17 protein-coding genes are annotated in these 14,437 nt (G+C 61.0%); 11 read left to right on the top strand and 6 right to left on the bottom strand.

Annotated elements, in window-relative coordinates; all coding sequences use genetic code 11:
- The first annotated feature begins 16 nt into the window (after positions 1–16).
- Positions 17–463: a metalloregulator ArsR/SmtB family transcription factor gene (locus tag WKF55_07165; GenBank protein MEJ7759358.1), complete on the top strand. Its 447-nt coding sequence runs from the start codon at positions 17–19 to the stop codon at positions 461–463.
- Between the two features lie 64 nt (positions 464–527).
- Positions 528–2,747, top strand: coding sequence for a heavy metal translocating P-type ATPase (locus tag WKF55_07160; GenBank protein MEJ7759357.1), 2,220 nt, complete (start codon positions 528–530; stop codon positions 2,745–2,747).
- On the opposite strand, the gene folP is transcribed toward WKF55_07160, so the two are convergent.
- Together folP and WKF55_07150 are read right to left on the bottom strand one after the other, a co-directional pair.
- Positions 2,693–4,057, bottom strand: coding sequence for a dihydropteroate synthase (folP, locus tag WKF55_07155; GenBank protein MEJ7759356.1), 1,365 nt, complete (start codon positions 4,055–4,057; stop codon positions 2,693–2,695). The genes WKF55_07160 and folP overlap by 55 nt on opposite strands.
- 23 nt (positions 4,058–4,080) lie before the next feature.
- Positions 4,081–4,464 carry a dihydroneopterin aldolase gene (locus WKF55_07150; protein MEJ7759355.1) on the bottom strand — a complete coding sequence of 128 codons (384 nt, stop codon included), beginning with the start codon at positions 4,462–4,464 and terminating at the stop codon, positions 4,081–4,083.
- A 596-nt stretch (positions 4,465–5,060) separates the two neighbouring features.
- Here WKF55_07150 and WKF55_07145 point away from each other — a divergent pair.
- The gene (locus WKF55_07145; protein ID MEJ7759354.1) at positions 5,061–5,315 is read left to right on the top strand and encodes a hypothetical protein; all 255 of its coding nucleotides are present in this window, start codon (positions 5,061–5,063) and stop codon (positions 5,313–5,315) included.
- The gene (locus WKF55_07140) at positions 5,312–5,839 is read left to right on the top strand and encodes a hypothetical protein (protein MEJ7759353.1); all 528 of its coding nucleotides are present in this window, start codon (positions 5,312–5,314) and stop codon (positions 5,837–5,839) included. Before WKF55_07145 ends, WKF55_07140 begins: the two co-directional genes overlap by 4 nt.
- Positions 5,840–5,878: 39 nt before the next feature.
- Here WKF55_07140 and WKF55_07135 read toward each other — a convergent pair whose 3' ends face one another.
- A complete protein-coding gene (locus tag WKF55_07135; GenBank protein MEJ7759352.1) occupies positions 5,879–6,490 on the bottom strand; it encodes a DUF305 domain-containing protein in 612 nt (203 codons plus the stop codon).
- A 183-nt stretch (positions 6,491–6,673) separates the two neighbouring features.
- Between WKF55_07135 and WKF55_07130 the strand changes: the two genes are divergently transcribed.
- The 7 genes from WKF55_07130 to WKF55_07100 all read left to right on the top strand — a co-directional run bounded on the left by WKF55_07130 (position 6,674) and on the right by WKF55_07100 (position 12,444).
- Positions 6,674–6,877, top strand: coding sequence for a cation transporter (locus WKF55_07130; protein ID MEJ7759351.1), 204 nt, complete (start codon positions 6,674–6,676; stop codon positions 6,875–6,877).
- A gap of 188 nt (positions 6,878–7,065) precedes the next feature.
- Entirely contained in the window at positions 7,066–7,338 is a 273-nt protein-coding gene (locus WKF55_07125) for a metal-sensitive transcriptional regulator (GenBank protein ID MEJ7759350.1), read from the top strand.
- A complete protein-coding gene (locus WKF55_07120) occupies positions 7,335–9,902 on the top strand; it encodes a heavy metal translocating P-type ATPase (protein MEJ7759349.1) in 2,568 nt (855 codons plus the stop codon). Before WKF55_07125 ends, WKF55_07120 begins: the two co-directional genes overlap by 4 nt.
- Complete coding sequence (locus tag WKF55_07115) at positions 9,902–10,291, top strand: cupredoxin domain-containing protein (protein ID MEJ7759348.1); 390 nt, start codon at positions 9,902–9,904, stop codon at positions 10,289–10,291. Before WKF55_07120 ends, WKF55_07115 begins: the two co-directional genes overlap by 1 nt.
- Before the next feature lie 87 nt (positions 10,292–10,378).
- Complete coding sequence (locus WKF55_07110) at positions 10,379–10,888, top strand: nuclear transport factor 2 family protein (GenBank protein ID MEJ7759347.1); 510 nt, start codon at positions 10,379–10,381, stop codon at positions 10,886–10,888.
- 17 nt (positions 10,889–10,905) lie between these two features.
- The gene (locus WKF55_07105) at positions 10,906–11,655 is read left to right on the top strand and encodes a HupE/UreJ family protein (protein MEJ7759346.1); all 750 of its coding nucleotides are present in this window, start codon (positions 10,906–10,908) and stop codon (positions 11,653–11,655) included.
- Positions 11,656–11,664: 9 nt separating this feature from the next.
- Entirely contained in the window at positions 11,665–12,444 is a 780-nt protein-coding gene (locus WKF55_07100) for a hypothetical protein (protein ID MEJ7759345.1), read from the top strand.
- 61 nt (positions 12,445–12,505) lie between these two features.
- Here the strand turns inward: WKF55_07100 and WKF55_07095 are convergent, their stop codons facing one another.
- From WKF55_07095 to WKF55_07085, 3 genes are read right to left on the bottom strand one after another with little or no spacing between them, the layout of a single operon-like run.
- Positions 12,506–13,216, bottom strand: coding sequence for an MIP/aquaporin family protein (locus WKF55_07095; GenBank protein ID MEJ7759344.1), 711 nt, complete (start codon positions 13,214–13,216; stop codon positions 12,506–12,508).
- On the bottom strand, positions 13,213–13,971 hold the full coding sequence (locus WKF55_07090) for a metallophosphoesterase family protein (GenBank protein MEJ7759343.1): 759 nt from the start codon (positions 13,969–13,971) through the stop codon (positions 13,213–13,215). Before WKF55_07090 ends, WKF55_07095 begins: the two co-directional genes overlap by 4 nt.
- Positions 13,965–14,342 carry a metalloregulator ArsR/SmtB family transcription factor gene (locus WKF55_07085; protein ID MEJ7759342.1) on the bottom strand — a complete coding sequence of 126 codons (378 nt, stop codon included), beginning with the start codon at positions 14,340–14,342 and terminating at the stop codon, positions 13,965–13,967. Before WKF55_07085 ends, WKF55_07090 begins: the two co-directional genes overlap by 7 nt.
- Positions 14,343–14,437: the final 95 nt, after the last annotated feature.

The raw sequence follows: 14,437 nt of genomic DNA, 5'->3' as shown, positions 1-14,437 counted from the left end.
AGGCCGTCGGCCCGCAGTGAGGGCCAAAGCGACTCAGCGACGAGTGCTGGGAGGACCACCAGACCGCGACACTTCCGATGGCGATGCCGAATGCCAGGTGGAATGTGTAGACGCGAAGAGGGTGAATCGGGCGCGGAAGGCGCAGCCGTCAGCTGCCGACGTCGCGACGCTTGCCGAAACGTTCAAGACCTTGGGGGATCCGACGCGACTGCGAATCGTGGCCGCGCTCGCCGAAGAGGAGCTTTGCGTTTGCGACATCGCGACGTTGCTGGGTGCGTCGCAGTCGGCGGTCTCCCATTCGCTTCGCTCACTGCGCCTGCTCCGCCTCGTCCGCTACAGAAAAACGGGCAAGATCGCGTACTACACGCTCGACGACGAACATATCGGCTCGTTGCTGCGCGAAGGGATTCGTCATGTGAGAGAGGCTGAGAATAATGATCCGTTGACGCGATCGCGCCGGTGACAGACCTCAGCACATCCGCGACGGTTCTCGCCACGGCGTGCGTCCCGGGCGCAGGACATTGCGAATGTTGAAAGTTGACCGCGACGGAACGGAGGCAATCCCCCCAGTCCAGCTTCGCACCGAGTATCTCCGCGTTGATGGAATGGATTGCGCTTCGTGCGCGGCACCCATCGAGCGCGCACTTTCCGAACTCAACGGCGTCGATGATGTCCAGGTGGACGTTGTAGGCGGTCGCGTGCGAGTGAAGTACTCCGAAAGCGCTGTTCGTCGCGACGACATTGCCGGCGCCATACGACGTATCGGGTACGGTGTCGGGGATGCGGTCGAGCCGGGAATCTCGACTAGAGGCGGGGAAGAAGCGTCGTCGTCGATCCTGAGGCGCCGTAGCCGTTTCATAACGGCCACCATCAGCGGTCTTTTCCTGGGCCTCGGTGTAGCGAGTAATTGGATTGGCGGCCAAGGTTGGATCGGAATCGCCGCCCTCGGAATCTCCAGCGTTGCGGGCGGATGGTTCGTATTCCCCCAGGGACTGAGGGCGGCGCGGAACCGCTCGCTCGACATGAATTTCCTCATGGCCATTGCAGCCGTAGGCGCGTGGCTGATCGGAGAGCAGGCCGAGGCGGCCGCCACGCTGTTTCTGTTTTCCGTCGCGGAGATGCTCGAATCGTTCTCGATGGACAGGGCGCGAAACGCGATCAAGGCGCTGATGGATCTGTCGCCCGCTGAAGCGACGGTACGGCGGAGTGGCGGCGAGCTTCGCGTTCCCGTCGCCGATGTTGCGGTCGGTGAAACAGTAGTCGTTCGGCCCGGAGAAAAAATATCGGTGGACGGCGAAGTCATCACGGGTCGCTCGAGCGTGAACCAGGCCGCGATCACCGGCGAATCCATGCCGGTCGACAAGGAGCAAGGCGCAGAGGTTTTCGCGGGCACCTTCAACGGCCACGGTACAATTGATGTTCGTTCGACGAAGCCGGCAAGCGACACGACGCTTGCTCGGATAGTGCACGCGGTAGAAGATGCTCAGGCGACGCGAGCGCCGAGTCAGACTTTTGTTGACAGATTCACCCGGATCTATACGCCAGCGGTGGTAATTGGCGCATTGCTTATCGCGATCCTGCCGCCGTTGTTCGGAGCAGGCACGTGGGAAACGTGGATCTATCGCGCGCTCGCGATGCTGGTCGTCGCCTGCCCCTGCGCGCTCGTGATTTCTACGCCTGTCACGATCGTAAGCGGGCTTACCGGTGCGGCGAGCAGGGGGATTCTGATCAAGGGCGGCGTGCATCTGGAAAGCGCGGGAACGATTTCAGTAGTGTGTTTCGACAAGACCGGAACGTTGACGGAGGGCAAACCGTCAGTGACCGATGTGGTCGGCCTCGGAGCAAGCACTGAGAGAGAGGTGCTCGATGTTGCGCTCAGCATCGAGCTCCGTTCCGAGCACCCCCTCGCGCGGGCGATCCTCGCCCATGGCCGCGACCGTGGAATCACCGCCGGTGAAGCGGATGATTTCGAGGCGATGCCCGGACTTGGCGCTCGCGCGGTTCTGGACGGACAATTCATTCACATTGGCAACGAGCGCCTTGCGGGGGAACTCGGACTTCAGACCGAAGAAACGAAGGCGGTCTTCGCGCGGTTTGAACGTGAAGCGAAAACCGCGATGCTTGTCGTCCGAGACGGAAGGCCCCTTGGCTTTGTGGCGATTGCAGACAAGGTGCGTCCCCATGCGCGCTCTGCAGTCGCGTCCTTGCGTGCGTCCGGTATTTCGAGGGTCATCATGCTGACGGGCGACAACGAGGGGACGGCGCGGGCTGCAGCCGCCGAGCTCGGCATAACGGAGTTCCATGCCGGTCTTCTGCCTTCTGATAAAATCGGAATCGTCAACGAGCTGGAGAACGGGGGCCACCGGACAGCTTTTGTCGGTGACGGCGTAAACGACGCCCCCGCGCTTGCCGCCTCGACGCTTGGCATAGCAATGGGCGCTGCGGGTACCGACGTCGCCATCGAGACGGCGGACATCGCGTTGATGTCGGACGATCTTTCACGAGTAGCGGAGACGATAAGGATCTCCCGCCGAACGCTTGGAATTATCAAACAGAATGTTTTCTTCTCGATCGCGATCAAGGCGGTGTTCCTGATTCTCGCGCTGACCGGTGTGGCGACGCTATGGATGGCGGTGGCCGCCGATATGGGAAGCTCGCTGATCGTCGTTGCCAACGGCCTGCGGGCGCGCGGTCACCAACGTGCCACTCCTTCCCAGGCTGCCGAGAGTCGCAGCGCGCGTTTTTGAAACGCTATGTCGTGCACGCGAAGGTACTCGATGCCCTGATCGGCCAGTCGAGTCGAGATCAGCGCGGTTTCGAGTTCGCGGTCGGACGGAGCATGCAATCCGGGTGATTCGAAATGAGCCATGAACGACTTGCGCGAATGTCCGATCAGGAGGCGCGCGCCAATTTCGTGAAGGCGCGCGGCTCCTCGCAGGAGCGCGAGATTCTGCTCAGGCGTTTTGCCAAAACCGATGCCGGGATCCAGGATCACGCGCTGAGGATCGATGCCCGCGCGCCCAAGCTCGGCAAGCTTGTTCTTGCCCCAGTCCAGGATTGCCATCACGGGGTCTTCTCCGGTGCGCAAAGTCACCAGCCGATCCGGAGGCACTCCAAGCGAGTGCATGAGCACCACGCTCGTGCCTGTTGCGACGCGGGCGACGTCGCGCATGGCGGCCGAGTCAAAGCCCGTTACATCGTTGATCCAATCCACTATGCCTGTTTCAAGTGCGCGCGCGATAGTTTCGGGATTGCGGCTGTCGATGCTGATCTTCACGGCGCAGGCGTTTTCCGTGACGCCGTCGCGAAGAGCGCTCACGGCGCGAAGTCCGGGGGCGAGCCTTCGCCATTCTTCCGCCGGGTGCACGGGGGTTGCGCCCGGTCTGGTGGATTCGGCGCCCAGATCCAGGACCGTGGCACCCAGTTCGACCGCCGCGCGCGCCGCTTTTTCAACCGCCGCCTCGGAAATTTCGCCATTCCCGCCACCCCCTTCGAACCTTCCCCCATCCGAAAAGGAGTCGGGCGTGAGATTGAGCACCGCCATCAATTCGGTGAGGCGATGCAGAGTTCGGCGCGTGCGAAACGGAACTTCTGATAGCGGCGCCAGGCGCCAGCGTCGGATGAGGGTCGCGGCGTCGGGCCGGGATGCAGCCCAGTCTGGATGAACTTCGGCCAAGGGTAAAAGCGCGAAAGGGCGCTCGAGCAGGCCGCGATGCGGAAGCGCAAGATCGTTCGTGTCGAGCTCCACGCCATCCCACGCCAGGATATCGATATCAATTTCGCGCGGGGCCCAGCGCGTGCGTTGCTGCCGACCTAGAACTCTCTCCAGATGCTTGAGCTGCGCCAGCACTTCGAGCGGACTCAGGTTTTGCCGCGTCTCGCAGGCAAGAGCCAGGTTCAGGTAAGGAACCTTCCAGGATTCAGGTGCGCCCTCCGGCAGCATAGCATCTGATTCGTAAATCGCCGAGACCGCGCGAATTCTCAGCCCGCCTTGCAATTTGAGCAGCGAGACCGCGCGTCGCAGCCAACCGACCGCATGCCGCTCGCTCGAGCCCAGCCCTAGAACCAGGAGCGCGGGTTTCAGGGCAGGATATCTCCATACGAGAAGCGCACGCCCCCTCGCAGATTCTCAATCGGAGGGCGGAGCTTGTGCACGGTCACTTCGATCAGCGGGCCTGGGCCCGCTATTTTTTTGAGGGCATCGTAAGCGGATCGTGCAAGCGCCTCGATCAGCTGGTAGGGCTGACTGCGAGCGGTGGCGTCGAGCGCTTCGCAAAGGGCAGCATAATTGAGCGTGTCTTCGAGCCGGTCCGTTATGGCGCCCAACGGAGGGGTCGTGAAGCCGATCCCGACATCAAACACCACTTCCTGGGTCATTGATCGCTCGGCTTCGCTGCATCCCAGATGAACCCAGGTATGATAACCGCGAATTTTCAGCCGGCAGTGGGCAAGTGGAGCTTCCATGGTCTCCAAATCGCATCCCAAGATGCATTAATCGAGTTAAATGAAATAAAGAATCCGTTCAACGAACTGAGCGACGTCCATCTGAACAAGCTACACGCTTGTAAGTTGCTGCCCCTTCCGACCGTCCTCAATCGCCGCTCAAATCCTGGGCGCCGAGTTGCAACGGGTGAGCCGCCTGGCTATTTCGGTCCAGACCGTGCCAGGAGCGCACGAAACCGGGGGTCGTTCTTCCACGGGCCCGAATCAAACTTGCGGTAGGCCATGGCATTGGAACGCTCCTCGAATGCCTTGGCCGTCCAGAGCAACTGGTTGTCAGTATCTCCGAGGATGGCGAAAATCCCCACGATCGAGGGCAGGCTAGACGTACTGTGTCCGCCCGCGCTCGAACAACCTGGCAAGAATCGAACGGGTCACATCCTCTCTCCCCGTTTCGAAGCTGATTTCGGCTAGCAAAGCGAGTGAAGAGGTTGAACTATCCGTGAGCGCAACGAGGCGTTCCGCCTGTTGCCGTGCGTCAGACAGTCGCCCTGCGGACCGGAGCGCCTCGTAGCAGGAAACATTACGTTCTTCCGACACGCGACAAGGAGAAGACGCACATGGCTGACCCACCCGCGGATCCCGATACCGGCGAGGACATGCGCACACCACGCTGGGTGAAAGTATTTGGGGCCATCACCCTCGTTGTTGTCCTGCTGTTTGTCATCCTGTTGCTCACCAGGGGCCGCGAGGGCCACGGCCCACGCCGCCACACATCATATGGTGATACACGCGGGGGCGGCGCGACCCCACGCGCCGTTACAATAAACCACGACTTTGGCGGCCACGCATCGCCCTTGGGTGGCCGCGTATGATCATGCCACCCCGCGTGCGCAAGTTCGCACTCACCGCCCATGTCGCCTCCTCAGTCGGATGGCTCGGCGCGGTCGTTGTCTTCCTCGCACTCGCCGTCGTCGGCTTGACCAGCCAGGCCGCTCAGACGGTTCGTGGCGTCTATCTGGTGATGGAGCCGGCCGCCTGGTTGGTCCTCGTCCCGATGGCCGTCGCGTCCTTGTTGACCGGGATTGTGCAATCCCTGGGAACCGCGTGGGGCTTGTTCCGACACTATTGGTTGGTGTTCAAGCTCCTGATAACCGTCGTCGCCACGATCATCCTGCTGACTTATATGGAGACTTTTCGCTCCATGGCAGGCGTGGCCGCCGACCCAGGTGCGGATCTTGGCGCGGTACGCAATGCGTCCCCCATGTTCCACGCCTCCCTCGCTCTGCTCGTCCTGGTCATCGCCACGGTGCTGGCAGTGTACAAGCCGCGGGGCATGACTCCACACGGACGGCGCGCCCTGAGCGGTCAAACGAAAGGGAATAGTTCAAAGGCGTGAGATGGCGCCGGCAGGATCATGCCACCGACGCGGCTGGCCTCAAACCCCCCGCTGAATCTTCTTCTCGAAGTCTGCGATCTCTCTGGCCTGCGCTGCCTTCATTTTCTCAGCCATCTGCCGGTTCGCGGGCTTTGTGAACCGGGGCAGGAATCTATCGATCATCGTAAGTGCTTCACGATGATGCGCTATGATATTCTCGCGGAACTGGCGGTCGTACTCGGCCCCGGTCTTCCGTGCCGCCGCTGCGATCATAGTGTTGCTGCTCGGCATCACCATCGCCATGTGATCATCGCTGTAATCGGTCTTGAGCATCCCGAGCATCTTCTGCCTCTCGGCCGTCTGATCGGTCTTGAGTTTCTGCGCATCCGCCTTTACCTGGGCGCTCGTACCTTTTTTAAGAGCCGAGTCGGCCATGACCAGCAGGCCCTCGTGATGGTCGACCATCATCCGCAGAAATTCCTGATCGGCGTCCTTCGCCGGAGCGTCGTTCATGCCTGGCATCGCCGCCATGCCAGTGTCCATCATCGCGGGCTCGGCTGCAACAGCGCCGGTGTCGGCATCCGCGGAGTCGCCGCTGCTGCACGCGGCGACAACCGTTGCAACGACGGCTGCGATTGCCAGAAGGCGGGCGAATTTGATCAGTGACGGCATAGAATCCTCATGTTCCATATGGACGGTATGATATCGATGACGCTTTAAGGGGCATAAAATATGCCCAGCTTGCCAGCGCTTGCGAATGCGCGATCGATCGCCACTTGACATAGGGTATGGGGGTATGATAAAATGATTCACTGCATACCCACCCAGGGTATCACGCAAAAACAAGGGGAATCAATGGAAAAACTGGAACTCAAGGTCTCGGGAATGAGCTGCGGTCACTGCGTCGCCGCTGTATCAAAATCCCTCAACGCGCTCGACGGCGTCAATGTCGAAAACGTGGATATCGGCTCGGTGAAGGTGAGCTACGATCCTGCCAGTCTCTCCCGCGACCGCATAGCCGAAGCAGTGGCCGATGCGGGGTTCGAGGTGGTTGGCTGAACATGCCGGACAGTAAATCGGACACGCGACAAAGGGTGGCCGCAACCTCCCGTGGGCCCCGAAAGTCGGCCTCAGGCCCGGCTCTGCCGCGCTCGGAGCCGGATCGCTCGCCGTGGGAAGCGGTAGTCGCGCGCTGTGGTTGCGGCCTCCCGGCATCCGGTGATCACAAAGGCCGGAAGGCGATTGCCGTGGACTCCGACGCGAAAGACCGCAATCTCAAACGGCTCCGCCGCATTGAGGGCCAGGTGCGCGGACTCCAGAAGATGGTCGAGGACGATCGCTACTGCGCCGACATCATGATCCAGATATCATCTGTCCACGAAGCGCTTCGCGCTGTTGGCCGCGAGCTGATGCGCAATCACCTCAAACATTGCGCCGCCTCAGCGATTCGCGCGGGCGATGATGAGGCGAACGCGATGTACGACGAGCTCGTCGACCTCATGTACCGGAGCGGGCGATGACCGTCGCGTCCGATCACCAGCGCCATACGCGGTCGACTCCCGACGGCGAAGGTGAGCGGGTAGATCTCCCGATCACCGGGATGACCTGCGCGGCGTGCGCCAACCGCATCGAGAAGTCGCTCAACAAGAGCACGGGCGTTCGAAAAGCCAACGTCAACTTCGCGACATCCCGCGCGACTGTCGAGTACGATCCAGCCGCGACGGGGCTGAAGCAACTCTTCGCGACCGTGAAAGATGTTGGTTATGGAACTACCGGTACCGCCCGCGCCGATTTTATAGTCGATGATTCTGCGCGGCCGTCAGGTTCGGCGCAGCCACTCGAAAAACATCTCAACGCCATCCGCGGTGTCGTTGAAGCATCGTTCAACCTCGGTACTTCGCAGGTACGGGTAGAGTATCTCACGGGAGAGACCGATGTCCGCGCGATACACACGGCGATAGAGGAGTTCGGGTATACTGTTCGCGACACGCCTGGAACGCGCGACATGGGTTCCGGCGAAGGGTCCGAGGAAGAGGCTCGGCGCAAGGAGTATGAGGAAATCCGGAGGAAATTCTGGATAGCTACCATTCTGTCGCTGCCGATTCTCGTCATCGCCATGTCACACGGACGGGTCGCGGCCCTCAACTTCGGCGGAGTCAACTGGCTTCAGCTCGCTCTCGCGACGCCGGTCGTCTTTTACTGCGGCGCGCAGTTCTATCGCGGTGCGTGGGCTGCGTTCAGACATCGCGCCGCCGACATGAACACGCTGATCGCCATCGGCACGGGCGCCGCGTACATCTACTCGATCGCCGCCACCGTGTATCCATCGTTCTTCGCGGGGAGCACCGGTTCCGACCCAATGCCGGGAATGGCAGGCATGTCCGGGACAGCAATGGTTCCCGTCTACTTCGAGGCCGCAAGCGTCATCATTGCCCTCATACTGCTCGGCCGCATGCTCGAGGCTGGCGCCAAGGGCCGGACTTCCGAGGCAATCCAGCGCCTCGCTAAACTCCAGGCAAAAACCGCACGCGTCATCCGCGGCGGCATGGAATCCGAGATCGAAGTAGAGCGGGTACTGCCGGGCGACACCGTTCTCGTCCGACCGGGGGAGAAAATCCCAGTGGATGGAGTGGTGCTCGAGGGCAGCTCCGCTATCGACGAATCGATGCTCACGGGAGAAAGCATCCCCGTGGAGAAGACTGTCGGCGCCCAGGTATTTGGCGCGACGCTCAACAAGACCGGCGCATTCCAGTTCGAGGCCACGAAGGTCGGCCGTGATACCGCGCTTCAGCAGATCGTGAAAATGGTCCAGGACGCACAGGGGTCAAAAGCGCCAATCGCTCGCCTCGCCGATGTCATCAGCGGGATATTCACTCCTGTAGTCATCTGCATCGCGATAGCGACGTTCGCCATCTGGTTCATTCTTGCGCCGGTGGACATCCGCTTCACGATGGCGCTCGTGAACTTCGTTGCGGTATTGATCATCGCCTGCCCGTGCGCACTCGGCCTTGCCACGCCCACCGCGATTATGGTGGGCACAGGCCGCGGCGCAGAGAACGGAGTTCTCATCAAGGGTGGTGAAAGCCTGGAGACGGCTCACAAACTCGACACCATGATCCTCGACAAGACGGGGACGATTACCAAAGGCGAGCCAGCGCTGACCGACGTAATCGTGATGGACGGGACGCCCGAGGAAGAATTACTGCGCCTTGTCGCGAGCGCTGAGCGGCAAAGTGAGCACCCGCTTGGCCAGGCAATCGTGCGCGGTGCAGAGGCGCGAAACATCCTGCCTGGGAAGGCTGATGAGTTTCGCGCAGTGCCCGGACACGGGCTCCAAGCCACCGTCGATGGCAGGATGCTCATGCTCGGCAATATCAAAATGATGCGTGACGGCAACGTCGACCTCGGCGATGGCGAGGAGCGGGCATCGGGGCTTGCTGCCGACGGAAAAACACCGATGTATGTCGCTATCGATGGTCGCCTGGCCGGGATTATCGCGGTCGCCGACCAGATAAAGCCGGAATCTGCGGGTGCAGTGAAGGCGATGCAGCAGATGGGGCTCGACGTGGTCATGATGACAGGCGACAACAAGCGCACAGCCGACGCTGTGGCGAAACAGGTTGGCATCAGTCGGGTTCTCGCCGAGGTGTTGCCGGAAGGGAAGGCGGGCGAGGTGAAGCGGCTGCAGGAGGGCAAAGCTGTGGTCGGAATGGTCGGCGACGGCATCAACGATGCGCCCGCACTGGCGCAGGCAGATGTAGGTATCGCAATTGGAACCGGTACCGACGTCGCCATCGAGGCCTCGGACATCACGCTGCTCCGGGGCGACCTGCGTGGGGTGGTGACCGCGATCGCACTTTCGCGGGCGACTATCCGCACCGTGAAACAGAATCTGTTCTGGGCGTTTATTTACAACGTCGTGGGGATCCCTATCGCGGCGGGAGTTCTTTATCCGATTACCGGCTGGCTGCTCTCGCCAGTGATTGCCAGTGCTGCCATGTCGTTGTCGAGCGTGTCGGTGGTGACCAACAGTCTGAGACTGCGGCGGTTTCGCGCGCCGGGTATTGCCACGGGAGCGATATAATGGATCCCATGGAAATGGGTGTGCTTGCAGGTTCGGCCGTGCTCATCGCCGGAGTGCTCTGGTATTTCTTCGGCGAGCGGGAGACGGTTGCGGTTGGCATCAGCGAGACCGGCGTGCAGCAGATCAAGATCACCGTCAAGGGCGGCTACTCGCCCGATGTCATTGCGGTGAAGCAGGGTATGCCCGTGAAGCTCGATTTCTATCGGGACGAATCAGCTTCGTGCACCGAACAGGTTGTCTTCGGAGATTTTGGCATTGCCCGCAACTTGCCGGCGTTCCAGACCACCTCGATCGAGTTTACGCCGGACAAGGCCGGGGAGTTCACCTTTGCCTGCGGCATGAACATGGTGCGAGGCAAGCTGGTGGTAGAGCCGCAAGCAGCGCGATAAAGCAGAAGCGTCAGGGCGACATCATACGGCATTCCGGGTACAAAAAATCACACTTGTGTTCTTAACTCTTTCTCTGGCTCGAGTCACATGAAAAAACGCTTCCGCACGCGACTCCCTCGCGTCATCCTTCTTGCCGCGCCGATGTTTCTTGGCGCGCAGTCAGTCCTTCGTCCGGCTTTTGTGCTGGCGCAAAGCCAGGTCAGTGGAAACAGCGTCGACTCCGCTGCGGTTGCGACGGTCGTCAACAGGTATCACACCGCGCTTGCGACGGGCGACAGCGCGGCTGCGCTTGCGCTCCTGGCTCCAGATGTAATGATTCTTGAAAGCGGCGGCGTGGAAACACGGGCGGAGTATCGGTCCCACCATCTTGCGGGAGACATCGCTTTTGCAAAAGGTGTGGCGGGTGTTCGCGCACCCCTGAAGATCCACATTGTGGGCGACGTTGCGTGGACGGTGGGGACGAGTACTACTCAAGGTCAGTACAAAACGCGGACAATCAACTCCGTTGGTGCCGAGTCGATGGTGCTTTCCCGAACCCGGGACGGCTGGAGAATTCGATCCATTCACTGGTCGTCCCGAAACAAGACGGCTCGTTGAGGGTTTGCGGAAATACAGTGCGGCTGAGACTTGACCCGATGGAGCGATTACGTGCTGCCGATACCCGCACGCAGGTGCTTCTGATCCTGCTCATTACAGGCCTGCTGACGCTTCTGCTGGCGCCCGCCGAGGCACTCGCCCACGGCGTTGCGGCGGGCGACAAGGGCTATATCCAGAATGTCTCCGGAATTCTTCCGATTCCGTTCGCCTATCTCGGCGCCAAGCACATGGTAACCGGGTACGACCACCTGCTCTTCCTGCTCGGCGTAATATTTTTTCTGTACCGGCTGAAGGACATCGGCGTTTATGTGACCCTGTTCGCAATCGGTCACTCGACAACGCTTCTGATTGGCGTGCTCACAGGCGTGACCGTGAGCGCGTACCTGATCGATGCCATCATCGGGCTGTCGGTGGTCTATAAGGCGCTCGACAACCTCGGCGCGTTCCGCCGCTGGTTCGGTTTCCAGCCGAACACCAAGGCGGCGACGCTCGTATTCGGATTGTTTCACGGCTTCGGACTGGCCACCAAGATTCTCGAGTTCCGGATTTCGCCGGACGGCCTGTTTGCGAATCTGATTGCGTTCAATGTCGGCGTGGAGATCGGTCAGTTGCTTGCGCTCAGCGCGATCCTCATCGCAATGACTTACTGGCGGCGTACGGGCAGCTTCGTGCGTCACGCATACACGGGCAATGTTGCCCTCATGAGTGCCGGCTTTCTGCTGATGGGTTATCAGCTCGCGGGTTACTACCTCACTCAGAAAGGATAGGGCGACTTTATGTCAGATATAAACTCAGTACCGGCGGCGGAAGGCGCCGCCGCTCCTGCAGAAATCCCTTCGTCGTACACGACTCTTCCCTCGTCCCGAAAACTGCTCCGCTCCACGGCGCTGGCGGCAGTAGTGGCCTTGTTGCTGCTGGTCACGGTGGTGCTGCCGGCCGAGTACGGTGTGGATGCAACTGGCATTGGCCGCGCGCTGGGGCTGACGGAGATGGGCGAAATCAAGGTTCAGTTGGCGAAGGAAGCAGCAGCCGACGTGGCTGCCGATGTCGCGGCCGGAGCGACACCGGCTACGGTCGGTGTGACTGCCCCGCGGTCGACCCCCGGCGCTAGCCCGGGCGCCCCCCCGCCGCGAGCTGCAAACGCCGCGGTTGGGTCATTGCCCCCAAGATCGATTCCGAACACTGCCGTTCCCGCAGTCGCGCCGCCGCCGGCGGCTTCGGCTATCGCTCCGAAGACCGATGAGGCAAGCGTCACGTTGCGACCAAACGAAGGCAAGGAAATAAAGCTGTCGATGCAGAAGGGCGCACGCGTGAACTATACCTGGTCGACCGACCGTGGCGTCGTGAACTACGACACACACGCAGACCGAACGGCGTCGCCGGCAATCAAGTATCACGGTTACGCAAAGGGCCAGGGCAAGGCGTCTGATACGGGAGTGCTGGTCGCGGCCTTCGACGGAATGCACGGATGGTTCTGGCGCAACCGCACGCGGGAGCCGCTCACTCTTACACTGCGAACGAGTGGCGATTACCGGGAGCTGAAGCGGATGGAGTGAGGGGGCATGCAGATTCGCCTGAACGCCGTAGGTGAAATGTCGTCGCGGCCCGCGCTTCAGGTCACTTCGCAATCACCCCTGCAACGCCGTGAATCGCGTGATGACCCCTGTATTTTACGGGCCTCAGAAACTCATAGACGCGGGCGGCGATAACAGTCGCTGCAATCGGCGCAACCCAGTAGATCCAGTGATCGACCCACACATTTCCGGCGATAGCAGGCCCGAGTGATCGCGCTGGATTCATCGACGCGCCGGTAAGCGGGCCGCCCATCATCGCGCAAAAGCCAACGGTGAGCCCGACTGCGAGAGCCGCGAATCCATCCTTCGCGCGCGCATCCGTCGCGACCGCCATGATGACGAACATCAGCGCAAAGGACAACAGCCATTCCACGGCGAACGCCCGCGCGGTCGAAATCGAAGGGATTGTCGCCCCCATGCTCCCGACGTCGCCGAGGATTCCGTACAACGCCAGCGATGCCAGCGTTGCCCCAACACATTGAGCAATGACGTAGGGAACCACCTCACGAGCAGGAAAGCGTCGCACCGACCAGAAACCCAGCGTTACTGCCGGATTGAGGTGAGCTCCCGACAAATGACCGACCGCGTAAATCATCGCCACTACGACAAAACCGAAGGCGATTGCGACACCCGCGTGACCGATTATTCCCTGGCTCGCTGCATTCACCATGACAGCACCGGGGCCCACAAAAACGAGAAAGAACGTTCCGATGAGCTCGGCGATCCAGCGTCGGGCATCGGCGTGGCCATTCATTCTTTTTTCCCGCCGGCGCGAAGATGCTCCGCGAACTCAATCGGCAGTCCGGCCTCGACAATTCCCTCCGCTGCTCGTTCGATATCATACTCGACACGTGCAAAGCCGACGACTGGAACGTTACCCGCCATATCGAGAACGACGTAGCAGGCACGTGGATCACCTCCCTTGGGCCGCCCCACGCTGCCGGTGTTGATGAAATGAATCCCATCGACAACCCTGTGCCACGGCACGTGAGTGTGCCCGAAGCAGATTACGTCTCCCGATCTGGCACCAGCCTGCTGTGCCATTTTCTGTAGAAAGCCGTCTGAACGATCTTCAGTGACGTAAATGAGGTTGCTCACCGGCGTCGCATGAAAGAGCATGATCGTCGGACCGGCCAGATGCCCGCCGCCGGGCCGAATGTCGATGCGGAACGGAAGTCCGCCCAGGAATGATTTAGTCTCTCCCGATACTGCGCGGCGTGTCCACTCATAACTGATGTGCGCGAGTTCCTCATCGCGCGGAGTGTCAGCTCTGCATCCACAATGTTTGTAGTCGGTGGCGACCGTGGAGTCGTAGTTGCCGGCGACTCCGGGTATCCCGTCGTTCCTCAGGCGGGCGACACATTCGTTCGGCCACGGCGCGTAACCGACGAGGTCGCCTAGGTGGTAAACTCCCGCTGGCGTTCCCCCGGCGATGTCGCCGAGCACCGCTTCAAGCGCCGGTAGGTTCGCGTGGATGTCGGAGATGAGAGCGTAAGTGCGATTCAGCATGGGTCGGATTCCCTCTCCTTGAGTTGGCGTGATGCAAGGTCGCGCTCGCGGCCGAGAGAGTCGATTCCCGCGAAGCAGGAGCGCACGCAGTTGATGAGCGTCCGGTGGACGGTGTTCGCGGGGCCGGCGAGGCGGTAGTGCGCGTACTTCCACTCCCGCGTCACCTCAACGAGATCCGCGTTTCTGAGCAGCGCGAGGTGTCTCGAAACCATCGGCTGCGGCAGGTCGAGGATCGTCACGATATCGCAGACGCAGAGTTCGCCCGCCACCAGAATGTTGAGAATTCGGAGGCGGGTCGGATCGGCGAACGCTTTGAACAGAGTCTCGACATCGTCAATGCTGCCCGGAGTACCCGGATGAAGAAGTCTCATATATGCTAAAGCGAATATGAAGTGCTTTCCACGGCTCCGGAAGCGCTATTTCGTGGCTAATCGTTCAGGCTTTGAGTCTCTACCCCGCTAGAGGG

This window comes from Gemmatimonadaceae bacterium (assembly GCA_037721215.1).
In the GTDB taxonomy this organism is placed as follows: Bacteria; Gemmatimonadota; Gemmatimonadetes; order Gemmatimonadales; family Gemmatimonadaceae; genus UBA4720.
The sequence above is the reverse complement of the archived record's forward strand: the minus strand, read 5'-3'. Positions and strand labels throughout refer to the sequence as shown.

Coding starts and splice junctions, on each gene's coding strand:
- WKF55_07160 (MEJ7759357.1), top strand. CDS start 528: ATGTTGAAAGTTGACCGCGACGGAACGGAGGCAATCCCCCCAGTCCAG.
- WKF55_07150 (MEJ7759355.1), bottom strand. CDS start 4,464: ATGGAAGCTCCACTTGCCCACTGCCGGCTGAAAATTCGCGGTTATCAT.
- WKF55_07145 (MEJ7759354.1), top strand. CDS start 5,061: ATGGCTGACCCACCCGCGGATCCCGATACCGGCGAGGACATGCGCACA.
- WKF55_07140 (MEJ7759353.1), top strand. CDS start 5,312: ATGATCATGCCACCCCGCGTGCGCAAGTTCGCACTCACCGCCCATGTC.
- WKF55_07135 (MEJ7759352.1), bottom strand. CDS start 6,490: ATGCCGTCACTGATCAAATTCGCCCGCCTTCTGGCAATCGCAGCCGTC.
- WKF55_07130 (MEJ7759351.1), top strand. CDS start 6,674: ATGGAAAAACTGGAACTCAAGGTCTCGGGAATGAGCTGCGGTCACTGC.
- WKF55_07120 (MEJ7759349.1), top strand. CDS start 7,335: ATGACCGTCGCGTCCGATCACCAGCGCCATACGCGGTCGACTCCCGAC.
- WKF55_07115 (MEJ7759348.1), top strand. CDS start 9,902: ATGGATCCCATGGAAATGGGTGTGCTTGCAGGTTCGGCCGTGCTCATC.
- WKF55_07110 (MEJ7759347.1), top strand. CDS start 10,379: ATGAAAAAACGCTTCCGCACGCGACTCCCTCGCGTCATCCTTCTTGCC.
- WKF55_07100 (MEJ7759345.1), top strand. CDS start 11,665: ATGTCAGATATAAACTCAGTACCGGCGGCGGAAGGCGCCGCCGCTCCT.
- WKF55_07095 (MEJ7759344.1), bottom strand. CDS start 13,216: ATGAATGGCCACGCCGATGCCCGACGCTGGATCGCCGAGCTCATCGGA.
- WKF55_07090 (MEJ7759343.1), bottom strand. CDS start 13,971: ATGCTGAATCGCACTTACGCTCTCATCTCCGACATCCACGCGAACCTA.
- WKF55_07085 (MEJ7759342.1), bottom strand. CDS start 14,342: ATGAGACTTCTTCATCCGGGTACTCCGGGCAGCATTGACGATGTCGAG.